Below are 12476 nucleotides of genomic sequence, written 5' to 3' on the forward strand. Positions count from 1 at the left end.
TTCAGATGCCCAGGTTATTAACCAGGTGCATGGTATCCTTTAAATCGAGGTAAAGCTTTTTAAAAATAACGAAGGTTTTGTTATACAATTCATGATTTTGCTGTTTAGGTCTTATAATGGTTTCACTATTCACATGAGTTAGCGCATCATAACTTTCGGGATGCATTATTTGCATGGCGAGATAAACAGCCCCTACAGCAGATGCGTCTTCAGGTTGCAACACCACCAGTTTTTTGCCGGTAATATCAGCCAGTACCTGTGTCCAGGTGCCCGAACCTACAAAACCACCGCTTATATTAACCTGGGTAATAGCAACAGAGGCATCCTCAACCGTTTTAAGCACATCATATAAAGCGAAACAAACCCCTTCAAGCGCAGCCCTTAAAAAATGGGCCTGGGTATGGGCTGGTTTAATATTGAAGTATGCGCCGCTGGTTTTGGTGTCCCAAAGGGGAGCACGCTCGCCGTATAGATAAGGTAAAAATAAAAGGCCGTCGCTGCCGGCTGGTACTGTTTCAATGGTATTGAATAAAGCATCATAATCGGCACCTGTTAGATTATTTTTTTGTAAAAAGTTTTTCAGCAGCCAGTTTATCGCAATCCCACCGTTATTTACAGCTCCGCCGCACACATAGGTGTTTTGGTTAAGCAGGTAGTTAAAGGTCATGCCCTGGTAATTATAAACCGGCAACGGGCTGGTAATACGCACCGCCCCGCTTGTACCAATAGTGAGGGCAGCTACCCCTGGCCCTGTAGTATGGCTGCCCAGGTTTGCGCAGCAGCCATCGCTTGCACCTATAATAAATTTGGTATCAGCTGGTATGCCCAGCAAGTTTGCCGTAGCAGCGTCAAGATTGTCCTTGTAATAAGTGGTATTCACTGGCTCTGATAATCTATCGGCAGTTATACCGGCAAGCTGGCAGGCTTCATTGCTCCATTGCAATTTTAAAATATCGAAAAGTCCTGTGGCCGAGGCGATAGAATAATCAATTTGGAAAGCATTAAACAGTTTAAACCAGATAAACTCTTTTATCGATATAAACATACCCGCCTGTGCAAACAGGCCGGAGTTATTTGCTTTCAGCCAAATGAGCTTGCAATAGGGCGACATGGCATGAATTGGCGTTCCTGTAATGCGGTATATCTCCTCCCCTTTTGGCGAGTTCCTTAAATCCTGGGCTATATTTTCGGCACGGGCATCGGCCCAGGTAATCATGGGTGCCAACGGCGTACCAGTTTTATCAACGGGGATAATACTATGCATCGCGCTGCTAAAGCTAAACGCCTGCGGCGCATACCCTATTTTAACCACTATCTCCTGCACGCATTTTACAAAAGCATCCCAGATAATTAAGGGGTTCTGTTCGCTATAACCGGGTTCGGAAATATCAATTCCGTAATGCTGTTGGGTTACACCCAATGCCTGGCCCGTTAATGCCACAGCTACAGCCTTTGTGCTGCCGGTACCAATGTCAATACCTAATATATATTCCTGCATCATGTACCAGCCAAAATAGGATTTATCTTTGGGATGGCGGAAATAAAACATAGCATTGCTTAATTATCCTAAATTTGTCCTGATTTTTCAATTTATGGCATATAATTCTTCTGTTGTGAACAATTGGACCGGAATTTTAAAGACATTCGGCTTCTTTATCATACTCGGATTGATATATATAATTACGAAGGTTATTCAAAGCAATCATTATAATTATGTAATGAGAAATTCGATTGTTGTTGATGGAAAATAACAGATTTACACCACACCAAGGGTGGCGAGGTATTGAAAGTTGAATTGCCGTTTAATGGAAAAACAATATCATCCACTTGCGAATCTTCGATAGATGACAGTTTAAAAGTTGGCGATAGCATAAGACTTCGCGTTTCGGTATATAACCCTATCGACTATACTGAGTACGTCAGTCGGATAAAAACAGATAGCGCAGAAAATTAATGAATTACAATCCACCCCAACTCCGCACCATTAAGGTGATCCGTTATGTTACACCACTGCGCGAAGGCGGGTCACTGCCGGCTATCGCCGAAGGCGACGACGAGTTTTTATATGTACTTAAATTTCGTGGGGCCGGCCAGGGCGTAAAGGCACTTATCGCGGAGCTTATTGGCGGGGAATTGGCCCGCCTGTTGGGCCTGAAAGTACCCGAACTGGTGTTTGCAAATCTTGATGAAGCCTTCGGCCGTTCCGAGGCCGACGAGGAGATCCAGGACCTGCTCAAATTCAGCGTAGGGCTTAATCTTGCTTTGCATTATTTGTCGGGCGCCATAACATACGACCCGGTTGTTAATACTTTGGATGCTAAACTGGCCTCCAAAATAGTTTGGCTTGATTGCCTGCTCACTAACGTTGACCGTACCCCGCGCAACACCAACATGCTGATGTGGCACAAGGAACTTTGGCTTATTGACCATGGGGCGGCCCTCTATTTTCACCACTCGTGGAATAACTGGCAGGAATCGGCAAAAAAACCATTTGTGCAGGTAAAAGATCATGTACTGCTTCCGCAGGCATCTGAATTGGATGAGGTGGATGCCGAATTTAAGTCCATTGTAACATCTGAACGCATCTACAACATTGTGAATTTAATCCCCGACGACTGGCTTACCGATGAATCAGGAAACGGAACACCGGCCGAGCGCAGGGAAGTTTACGCGCAATTTTTATTAACCCGTATTGCATCATCGGCAATATTTGTAACCGAAGCTAAAAATGCCCGATCAGCTATTTGAGTATGCCGTAATACGCGTTGTACCCAGGGTAGAGCGCGAGGAATTTGTAAATATTGGCGTAATACTTTATTGCCCAAAACAGCAATTTTTAAAAGCAATTGTATCAATAGATGAAGCACGGATAGCGACTTTTGCACCCGGCCTGGATATAGACTGCCTTAAAGATAACGTTAAATCGTTTGAAAAAATAGCCCATGGCGCTCCGGATGCCGGCCCCATTGCCAAACTGGATATAGCTTCGCGCTTTAGATGGCTTACTGCCACACGTAGTACTGTGGTGCAATCGTCAAAGGTGCATCCGGGTTTGTGTACTGATGCGGAATTGACCTTGAGGCGGTTGTTTATTCAGTTGGTTGGGTAATAATAATGATAACGCAGAGAGCAAAACTTTGCCCTCTGCGCAAGTTAAATTTATTTAGCGTATTTAGCGGCAACCTTATCTTTTACCACAACCCACGGATAGTTAAAAGTGTAATCGCCTGATCCTAACTGTACTGTTGTGCCGTTTGCATCGCCACTGGCACCTGTTAGCGGTTTACCATCCTGTTTTACATCTTCGGCATGTGCCTGCGGCAGTGTTAGCCCTGCTGTAGTATTAGCAGGAATTTTAACGTGTATGCGCATGATGCCATCTTTAACTTCCCACTCAGAAAGCAGCTGGCCGTACATGGTTTCAAAAGTTGCTTTGGCAAAGGTAAACTGGCGGCCGGGTTCGGGTTTCAATACTATATTTTTATAGCCCGGTTTACCAATTTGCAGGCCTGTAACATGCTGGTACATCCAATCGCCCACGGCACCGTACGAATAGTGATTAAAGGAATTCATCCCTTTATCCTGGAAAGTACTGTCGGTTTTAATACCATCCCAACGCTCCCAAATGGTGGTTGCGCCCATTTTTACAGGGTATAGCCACGATGGATACGTTTTTTGTAGCAACAGGTCATAAGCCACATTGGTATAACCATTTTGTGATAATACCTGGCATAGGTAGGGCGTACCTAAAAACCCGGTTGAAAGGTGGTTGTTCCGGCTGCGTACATCCTCAACCAGGTAAGCTGCGGCCCTGCTTTTTAAACTATCGGGCACCAGGTTAAATTTTAATGCCAGTACGTAACCTGTTTGCGAGTCGGCGAAAATGCGGCCGGTGGGGGTCATATAATTGTGGATGAAAGCCTTTTTCACACCTTCAAACACATCATTGTATTTCTTCTCGTCGGCAGTGTTACCAATAGCGCCCGCGGCCTGGCTAAGCAGTTTTGCCGAATACGCATAAAAAGCGGTAGCAATCATATCGGGGTTGGTATAACCATTTGGCTCCGAAAAATCATAGATACCCGGACGGTAAAACAACCAATCGCCAAAAACACTACCCCCGCGCCAAATGTAGCTATCCCCTGCCTTTTTGATAATCTTATCAACATAGGCTTTCATGCTGGGATATTGGGTTTGCAAAATGCGCTTATCGGCATAAACCTGGTACATTGTCCACGGAACAATAACAGCCACATCGCCCCAACCCGCCGATGTGGCGCGATTGGTTTGTAAAACATCGGGCACCACAAAAGGCACCCCGCCATCCGGAAACTGGTCGGCTGCTACATCCTTCATCCATTTTGCAAAAAACGAACCTACGTTCATGTTAAAGGCCGCCGTGCGCGAAAAAACCTGCGCGTCGCCTGTCCAGCCCAATCGTTCATCGCGCTGCGGACAGTCTGTAGGAATATCTAAAAAATTACCTTTTTGCCCCCATTGAATATTGTGTTGCAACTTGTTAATCATGGTATCTGAACAGGTAAACTGCCCGGTAACCGGCATATCCGAATGGATTACAACAGCCGTAAAATTCTCAGGCTTAATCTCGCCCGGAAAACCTTCTACAGCGATATATCTAAAACCCATAAAAGTGAAGTGCGGCTCAAATATTTCCACGCCATCGCCCTTCAGGGTATAATTAATGGTTGCGGTGGCATTGCGCAGGTTGGCTGTATAAAACTCACCAAACTTATCCAACACTTCGGCATGCCTTATGGTAACGGTTTTTCCGGCCGGGCCACTCACTTTTAGTCTTATCCAGCCCGTCATATCCTGGCCAAAATCAATAATTTGGGTTCCTTTAGGGCTTTTAAAAATCGCTATGGGCTTCAGTTCGGCAATTTGGTGCACCGGCACACTTTGTACCCCAACCAATGTGGTTTTTGTGATATTGTTGGCAACATCAACCGGCAACCATGCTGCAGCATCAAACCCTTTTTTATTCCAGCCGGTTGTTTCTTTACGGGCATCGTAATTTTCGCCATCGTAAATGCCGTTAAGCGTTACCGGCCCGTTTTGGGTACCTTTCCATGAGCCATCTGAGTTTACGTTTTCGATAGTGCCATCGGCATAAGTTATTTGTAACTGGCATAACAAGGCAAGGTTTTTACCCCAGAAACCCCAGTTGTTCATGTAAGCTATCGTGCCTTTAAACCAGCCGTCGCCAATCATGGCGCCGATTACGTTATCGCCGGGCTGCAGCATAGCGGTAACATCATAAACCTGGTATTGCAGGCGTTTTTTATACTCCGTCCAGCCGGGCGTAAGCACCTGGTTACCTATTTTGCTGCCGTTGAGGTATAACTCATACACGCCATGGGCGGTAGCATAAACCCGGGCCGATACCACTTTTTTAGATGCCGAAAATTGTTTGCGTAACATTACCGCAGGCATTTTGCGCGAGCTGTCCTGTTTGGGTTGCACCCAGCTGGCCGTCCAGTCGGTGGTGTTAAACAAACCTGTTTCAAAATAAGCTGGTTTGCTCCAGGCAGATGTATTGCCATGGTTATCCCATACTTTTACCCGCCAATAGTAGCGTGTTGCCGATTTTAGCGAAACGCCATTATAAGTAACAAACACTGATGAATCGGACGCTACCTTTCCCGTATTCCAAACGGTTTTGGAAGGCGAAAAGGAAGCATCAGTGGCAACAACAATAGTATATGCCTGCTGTAAAGTATTTCGTTGGGTGGTATTAATTTTCCAGCTCAGGCGGGGGTGAGTAATATCGATACCGATAGGATCTGTTAAATATTCGGCGGTCAGGCTTTCAACAACAGGTTTTTGCGCCATGCAAATCGCCGGCAAAACAGCAAATAAAAAAAGTAAAATACGTTTCATGATTTATGATTGGTTACCAATGATATCATTCGCGTGCGGCAATGGCAACCCCGTCTGTCTTTTGTCTCTCCCTTAATTAATCGTTTTAGCATAATCGAGGGCGTCCTGAAATGTACGCACTTCTATTTCGTCCTGGTGTTGCTTAAGGTAAAGCAATAATTGTTTGTGTGCAGCAGCAGGCGTAATGATATAGTCGCCGCCAACACCATGAAACATAAATATGGCCAGCCCGCCTGTTTGCTGTGCCTTTTTAGCAAAAGCAATCAATTCATCGCCGGTAACACCGCCATGTATGCCCCAGGACGGAACCTGCATAGGATCTATTTTTTTAAAATCGGTAATAACTGCATCCGGGCCGCCTCCAATGCGCGCATACCTAACAATACTGGCAGCACTCAGTGAATCGGCATACTTTACACCGCCAACCGCTATTTCGGTGCATGGATAAGCATAAGTACGGGCACCGGCTTTTCCGTCCACCGCGTAAAGAAGATTATTCATTTCAGCTATTTCCCGTTTGATCATGTATACCGTGTAGTTGGCCGAGTTATCTGCCGGATTACCTTTTCCAGGATTAACGAAACACGGGTGGTAAAGACTGTGGTTAGCCAGTTCATGCCCGTGTTGGGCTACCTGCCGCCAACTGGGGATGGTTGCCTGGGTTAGATACCCTGTAAGAAAAAATGTTCCCTTAAATCCCATCGAATCCAATTGTGGCAGCGCAATATCCAATTGCGATGGCAAGGCATCATCATAAGTAAGTACAATAATGGCCTTTTTATGGGTTTGTGCAAAAGTGGCAAAATTTAGGAGTAGTAATAGCAGGGTTATTCTTTTCATAAAAACAGGTTTAAAAACCCGCACTAATATAAACTAAGCTGCGGATTTTAGCTACGGCAACAATAAAAAAAAATAAATTAAACGCCACAAAACCCTACTGACATAGGGTTGTCACAGGCGGGTTGTTACTTTGAATTATAATCAAAAACAAAAACGCTATGAATATTATTCCAATGTTTTTAAAGGAGTTGGAGCAGGAAGCCCAAACCACCCGTAAAATGCTCGAGATTGTGCCAACCGACAAATTTCAATGGCAGCCGCACCCAAAAAGCATGACCATTGCAGACCTTACCGTGCACATTGTTGATTTGCCAAACTGGCTTGCACTGGCCGTGTACACCGATGGATTAAATTTTGCCACCGAACCTTATAATCCCCCAACAGCCGAAAATGCCGAGGGCTTATTAGATTTGCTGGAACAATCTGTAGCCAAAGGCAAAGAAGCCCTGCAAAACATCAACGAAGAAGAGCTGCTGAAACCCTGGACATTAAGCAATGGCGATGTGATATTACAGAACTATAACAAGGCCGAAGTAATCAGGGTTGCCTTTTGCCAGCTTGTACATCATCGCGCCCAGTTAGGCGTGTACCTGCGCCTGCTAAACATCCCGATACCAGGCAGCTACGGCCCCAGCGCCGACGAACTGAGCGGAGAATATCAACGAGAGGTAGCAAGTACCATTTAGTATCAAGTAGTAAGTAGTAAGTAGTAAGTAGTAAGTAGTAAGTAGTAAGTAGTAAGACAGCTGCGAAAATTGGTTAATCCGAAAGTCAAAAAATCTTGATACTTACTACTTACTACTAAACAAAAACGATTGTCCTTTATTTAGAACAATCGTCTTTTACATGTCTTGCTGTGTGGATACTAATTTCTATACTTTGATAATTTCCCTTCGTTTATTTCTTCAAGGAAACCATTCTCGTTGATTGCGTACCGGGCATAGGTTGTATCGGTATCAATTTTGTATTTGGTAACAGATTTTGATTTTTTGCGGGCTTTAGCGCGCAAAATGAACATAACAGCTGTGAAACAGATTACGGCAAGCAGTGCAGTGATTTGGAAAAATATAAAAGGCATAACGTTGAAAATAAATTGTTTAATACGCACATCTAAAACTGTGTAAAACTTAAGCAGGATTTAATTTTAGCTGTAATCGTTGCATGTATATAGCTAAATATGTGCCAATAATTTATGAACGCTTTTACCTGAGGGAATGTTACAATATGAGGACAAAAAAGCGGGAATATTTAGCCTTTAAATATTAAACTTACGAAGATTAAAAAACTTCCTAAACAGAAAACTTGCGAAGTTTTAAAAACTTCGCAAGTTCGATAAAATCAAGACGGGAAATCCAAATCAAAAAAGGACAATCACAAGTTATAAAACGAAATAGCGTTGCCTCCCCAAAATTGTTCCTGCTCGGTGGCAGATAGCTTTGCGATATAGTTTTGTGTTACCTGCATGGTACCCTCGTAGCCGCCTGCCAGCAGGCAAACCGGCCAATCGGAACCGAACATTACGCGGCCAGGGCCAAATGCATTGAATATTACATCAAGATACGGGGTAAAATCTTCAACCTTCCAGTTAGCCCAATCGGCCTCGGTTAGCATTCCCGAAATTTTGCAGGATACATTTTCATGTTTGGCCAGCGCTTCGATATCCTTTTGCCAGTCGCTTATCTTTCTGTTTTTGATATGTGGTTTGGCCAAATGATCAACCACAAACTTTTGATTGGGAAAATTGCCCGTTAATTGATTAGCAAAGGGCAGATGCCGCGGAAATATCAGGATATCATAGGTATAGCCGTACTTTTCAAGCATGCCTATGCCTTTTTGAAAAGCAGGTTGCAGCATGTATTGGTCATCACCCTCTGATTGCAAAACATGCCGGAATCCTTTGAGCTTATCATAGTTTTTATATTGCTGCAGCTGTTTTTCAAGGTCGTCGGCTTTTAGGTTTACCCAGCCTACAATACCCTTAACAAAAGGGTTTGCAGCAGCATAATCCAGCAAAAACATGGTTTCATCGTTGGTTTGGCTTGCCTGTATAGATACACAACCATCTATACCATGCTGTTGTAAAACGGGCAACAGGTCAACCGGCGAAAAATCACGTTTTATAGCCAGCATCTGGTCATCAATCCAACTATCCCTCACGGGGTCAAAAATCCAGAAATGCTGATGCGAATCTATCTTAAGCATATGCTACTACATTTTGTTTTTGTTCGCCAAGGCCGTCAATACCCAATTCAATAACGTCGCCAGGTTTAAGGTAAACCGGCGGTTTCATACCCAGGCCAACACCTGCGGGCGTACCTGTAGATATGATATCGCCGGGTAACAGGGTCATAAACTGACTGGTATAAGATATAACCTGCGGCAGGTTAAATATAAAGTTTGATGTGGTACCGTACTGCATAATTTCGCCATTTACCTTTAACCAAAGGTGCAGGTTGTGCGGATCTTCAATCTCATCAGCAGTTGCCAAAAACGGACCCAGCGGTGCAAAGGTATCGCAGCCTTTGCCTTTATCCCAGGTGCCGTTACGCTCCAGTTGAAACTCGCGTTCGGATACATCGTTGTGCAATACATAGCCTGCAACATAGCTCATGGCATCTGCTTCATCAACATAAGAGGCTTTTTTACCGATAACTACGGCGAGTTCAACCTCCCAATCGGTTTTTACCGAATTTTTAGGAACTACTACATTATCATTAGGACCAACAATGGCCGAGGTAGCTTTCATAAAAATTACCGGCTCGGGCGGCAGCGGTGCGTTGGTTTCATGCGCATGGTCGGCATAATTTAAACCGATGCATATGATTTTTGACGGGCGCGCGAAGGGGCTGCCCAAACGTGCATCATCGGCAACCTGGGGCAGTTCAGCATCTTTTATAAATGCGGCTAAACGTGCAAGGCCATCGGTTTCAAAAAACTGTTCGGTATAATCTTCACCAAAAGCCGATGTGTCGTATTTTTTATTATTAAGGATAACACCTGTTTTTTCTTTACCGGGTTCGCCAAATCTAATAAGCTTCATTGTATCTTGTTGTTATGGTTTTGTTTAATTATTAAGGGTGATAAAACCGCCATCGATAGGATAATCGGTACCGGTGATAAACCCGGCCTCATCTGAGCACAAATAAAGAGCCAATGCTGCCACCTCTTCTGATTTTCCCATGCGGCCAATCGGCTGGCTTTTGGAGAGTTTTTCAAAAATTTCGGCTTCGTGCCCTGCATAATTTTTGGCGATAAAGCCATCAACAAAAGGCGTATGGATACGTGCCGGAGAAATGCAGTTACAGCGGATATTATCGTGCAAAAAATCACGGGCCACAGACAGCGTCATGGCGTGTATAGCCCCTTTACTCATAGAGTAAGCAAACCTATCGGTAATACCAACGCTGGCCGCTATTGAAGCTGTATTAAGGATAACCCCGCCCCCGTTTGCCTTTAGCATAGGAATAACGGCGTACAGGCAATTATAAGCACCTTTTACATTTACATTAAATACTTTTTCAAAATCGGCAGTGCTGGTAGTATCGGCCCGGCCAATGTGGGCAATGCCTGCGTTATTTATTAAAATATCAATAACGCCAATGCTTGTAAAAGTATCCACTACTTGTTGTTGGTTGCTTACATCGCAGGCATAGCTTTTGGCTTTGCCACCGGCCGCTTCTATTTCGGCAACGGTATCGGCCGCCGCTTTATCATTTAATTCGATGATGTGCACAGTAGCGCCCTGCTGCGCAAAAAGTATCGACATTGCCCTGCCTATCCCGCTGCCACCGCCGGTAATTACTGCTGATTTATTGGTTAGTTTGAACATAATAATTTTCTATTTTGTCATCCTGAGGACCGAAGCATCTATTAGTAAACTTTGCATATTGAATATGCATATTGCAGAATAGATGCTTCGTTCCTCAACATGACAGGTTGTTAAATATCCTTTTCAAAGCCCTCTCCTTTGGAGAGGGTTGGGTAAGGCTCTTTATAACGACACTCCCCTCTTCCACGGTATAAAATCGTCCTGGCCAAGCTTTACCGATTTGGGTTCTATTTCGCCATTGGCAACTTGTATTACATAATTCAGAATCCGCTCGCCGGCCTGTTGTATGGTTTCTTCACCCTCGATGATAGTACCGCAGTTAATATCGATAATATCGGGCATTCGCTCAAACATTACCGTATTGGTTGATAGTTTAATAACAGGTGTAATGGGGTTACCTGTAGGCGTACCCAAACCAGTGGTGAATAACACAATGTTTGCGCCCGATCCAACTTCGGCCGTAGTACTTTCCACATCGCTGCCGGGCGTACATAATAGGTTTAACCCCGGCCTTGTTACTTTTTCAGGATAATCCAACACAGCGGTTACCGGAGATGTGCCGCCTTTTTTGGCAGCCCCGGCCGATTTAATAGCATCGGTGATCAAACCGTCGCGGATATTACCTGGCGATGGGTTGGCATAAAAGCCCGATCCATCTGCCTCGGCGCGGGCGTTGTATGTAGTCATTAACTGCATAAAACGGTTGGCGGTTTCCACATCGGCACAGCGGTCGCTCAATTCCTGTTCTACCCCGCAAAGCTCTGGAAATTCGGCCAGGATTACCGAGCCACCCATAGTAACCAGCAAATCTGATACATAACCCAAAGCCGGGTTTGCCGAAATGCCCGAAAAACCATCAGAACCACCACACTCCATACCGATGCATAGCTTTGATAACGGCGCAGGCCGGCGTTGAGTTTGGTTAGCCTGTACCAGGCCGGCAAAAGTTTGTTTAAGGGCTTGTTTAAGCAATTCGCTTTCGGTGCCTACCTTTTGCTGCTCCAATACTACCATTGGTTTATTAAAAGCAGGATCGCGTTTGGTAATCTCGGCCTGCAAAATGCTTACCTGCGCATGCTGACAACCAAGGCTCAGCACCGTTGCCCCGGCAACGTTTGGATGAGTGATGTAACCGGCAATCAATCCACATAAAGCATCCGAATCATCCTTGGTGCCACCACAACCCATACTGTGGTTCAGAAATTTGATACCATCTATATTTTTAAACAGGCGTTTTGAGTTTGGTTTATCAGCGCTTAGTTGAATATCGGCATTCAAAATCTCTTCAACAGATTTACCTGCCTGGTAAAGCTCCATGAGCTGCTCCACATCGCCTTCATAGCTTTTAGCTTTTTTATAGCCAAGCTTATCAACTAACGCCTCTTTTAAAACCTGGATGTTCCGGTTTTCGCAAAATACCAGCGGTACAACTATCCAGTAATTTGCAGTTCCTACAGATCCATCGGTACGGTGATAACCGTTAAATGTTTTGCCCGCAAAATTTGCGGTATCGGGCTGGTGCCAGTTAAGCTTACGCTCGCCTAAGTGAAAGCCTTCCGATGCATGGTGTACATTGGCCGTAGTAAGCAAACTGCCCTTAGGTATAGTTACTGTGGCCTTACCTACTAATACGCCGTACATATAAATTTCGGCATCTTGTGCCAATTCATTAATAGCAAATTTGTGTTTGGCCGCCACACGATCAACCAATGGAAAGCTTTCGCCCTCAAAATTAATTATTGTGCCGGCTTCGAGGTTTTGAAGCGCTACCAGCACATTATCATGTGGATGAATTCTTAAAAATGTTTCTTTTTGCGACATATTTTTTATTCATGGATCATGGATCATAGTTCATAGTTCCCGGCAGCTTTTTTTTTCACCATGAACCATTAACTATCAACCATGA

11 protein-coding genes are annotated in these 12476 nt (G+C 44.5%); 3 read left to right on the forward strand and 8 right to left on the reverse strand.

The annotated features are described in order from the left end of the window. Position 1: 1 nt before the first annotated feature. Complete coding sequence (locus tag PQ469_RS15855; RefSeq protein WP_274208549.1) at positions 2-1549, reverse strand: gluconokinase; 1548 nt, start codon at positions 1547-1549, stop codon at positions 2-4. A gap of 404 nt (positions 1550-1953) precedes the next feature. Between PQ469_RS15855 and PQ469_RS15860 the strand changes: the two genes are divergently transcribed. Together PQ469_RS15860 and PQ469_RS15865 are read left to right on the forward strand one after the other, a co-directional pair. Beyond that, entirely contained in the window at positions 1954-2748 is a 795-nt protein-coding gene (locus PQ469_RS15860) for a HipA family kinase (RefSeq protein ID WP_274208550.1), read from the forward strand. Further along, entirely contained in the window at positions 2729-3109 is a 381-nt protein-coding gene (locus PQ469_RS15865) for a DUF3037 domain-containing protein (protein ID WP_274208551.1), read from the forward strand. Before PQ469_RS15860 ends, PQ469_RS15865 begins: the two co-directional genes overlap by 20 nt. A gap of 50 nt (positions 3110-3159) precedes the next feature. On the opposite strand, the gene PQ469_RS15870 is transcribed toward PQ469_RS15865, so the two are convergent. After that, complete coding sequence (locus PQ469_RS15870; RefSeq protein ID WP_274208552.1) at positions 3160-5901, reverse strand: glycoside hydrolase family 78 protein; 2742 nt, start codon at positions 5899-5901, stop codon at positions 3160-3162. A gap of 72 nt (positions 5902-5973) precedes the next feature. Beyond that, on the reverse strand, positions 5974-6741 hold the full coding sequence (locus PQ469_RS15875) for a polysaccharide deacetylase family protein (RefSeq protein ID WP_274208553.1): 768 nt from the start codon (positions 6739-6741) through the stop codon (positions 5974-5976). A 158-nt stretch (positions 6742-6899) separates the two neighbouring features. Between PQ469_RS15875 and PQ469_RS15880 the strand changes: the two genes are divergently transcribed. After that, entirely contained in the window at positions 6900-7427 is a 528-nt protein-coding gene (locus tag PQ469_RS15880; protein ID WP_274208554.1) for a DinB family protein, read from the forward strand. Positions 7428-7606: 179 nt separating this feature from the next. On the opposite strand, the gene PQ469_RS15885 is transcribed toward PQ469_RS15880, so the two are convergent. The 5 genes from PQ469_RS15885 to PQ469_RS15905 all read right to left on the reverse strand — a co-directional run bounded on the left by PQ469_RS15885 (position 7607) and on the right by PQ469_RS15905 (position 12391). After that, positions 7607-7759, reverse strand: a complete 153-nt coding sequence (locus PQ469_RS15885) for a hypothetical protein (RefSeq protein WP_274208555.1) — start codon at positions 7757-7759, stop codon at positions 7607-7609. 353 nt (positions 7760-8112) lie between these two features. Continuing rightward, on the reverse strand, positions 8113-8943 hold the full coding sequence (locus tag PQ469_RS15890; RefSeq protein WP_274208556.1) for an amidohydrolase family protein: 831 nt from the start codon (positions 8941-8943) through the stop codon (positions 8113-8115). Next, entirely contained in the window at positions 8936-9781 is an 846-nt protein-coding gene (locus PQ469_RS15895) for a fumarylacetoacetate hydrolase family protein (protein WP_274208557.1), read from the reverse strand. Before PQ469_RS15895 ends, PQ469_RS15890 begins: the two co-directional genes overlap by 8 nt. Before the next feature lie 24 nt (positions 9782-9805). Next, positions 9806-10570 (reverse strand): SDR family NAD(P)-dependent oxidoreductase, encoded by a 765-nt coding sequence (locus PQ469_RS15900; RefSeq protein WP_274208558.1) that lies wholly within the window; start codon positions 10568-10570, stop codon positions 9806-9808. A gap of 162 nt (positions 10571-10732) precedes the next feature. Continuing rightward, a complete protein-coding gene (locus PQ469_RS15905) occupies positions 10733-12391 on the reverse strand; it encodes a UxaA family hydrolase (protein ID WP_274208559.1) in 1659 nt (552 codons plus the stop codon). Positions 12392-12476: the final 85 nt, after the last annotated feature.

The organism is Mucilaginibacter sp. KACC 22773 (genome assembly GCF_028736215.1).
GTDB lineage: Bacteria > Bacteroidota > Bacteroidia > Sphingobacteriales > Sphingobacteriaceae > Mucilaginibacter.

Coding starts and splice junctions, on each gene's coding strand:
- PQ469_RS15855 (WP_274208549.1), bottom strand. CDS start 1,549: ATGTTTTATTTCCGCCATCCCAAAGATAAATCCTATTTTGGCTGGTAC.
- PQ469_RS15860 (WP_274208550.1), top strand. CDS start 1,954: ATGAATTACAATCCACCCCAACTCCGCACCATTAAGGTGATCCGTTAT.
- PQ469_RS15865 (WP_274208551.1), top strand. CDS start 2,729: ATGCCCGATCAGCTATTTGAGTATGCCGTAATACGCGTTGTACCCAGG.
- PQ469_RS15870 (WP_274208552.1), bottom strand. CDS start 5,901: ATGAAACGTATTTTACTTTTTTTATTTGCTGTTTTGCCGGCGATTTGC.
- PQ469_RS15875 (WP_274208553.1), bottom strand. CDS start 6,741: ATGAAAAGAATAACCCTGCTATTACTACTCCTAAATTTTGCCACTTTT.
- PQ469_RS15880 (WP_274208554.1), top strand. CDS start 6,900: ATGAATATTATTCCAATGTTTTTAAAGGAGTTGGAGCAGGAAGCCCAA.
- PQ469_RS15885 (WP_274208555.1), bottom strand. CDS start 7,759: ATGTTCATTTTGCGCGCTAAAGCCCGCAAAAAATCAAAATCTGTTACC.
- PQ469_RS15890 (WP_274208556.1), bottom strand. CDS start 8,943: ATGCTTAAGATAGATTCGCATCAGCATTTCTGGATTTTTGACCCCGTG.
- PQ469_RS15895 (WP_274208557.1), bottom strand. CDS start 9,781: ATGAAGCTTATTAGATTTGGCGAACCCGGTAAAGAAAAAACAGGTGTT.
- PQ469_RS15900 (WP_274208558.1), bottom strand. CDS start 10,570: ATGTTCAAACTAACCAATAAATCAGCAGTAATTACCGGCGGTGGCAGC.
- PQ469_RS15905 (WP_274208559.1), bottom strand. CDS start 12,391: ATGTCGCAAAAAGAAACATTTTTAAGAATTCATCCACATGATAATGTG.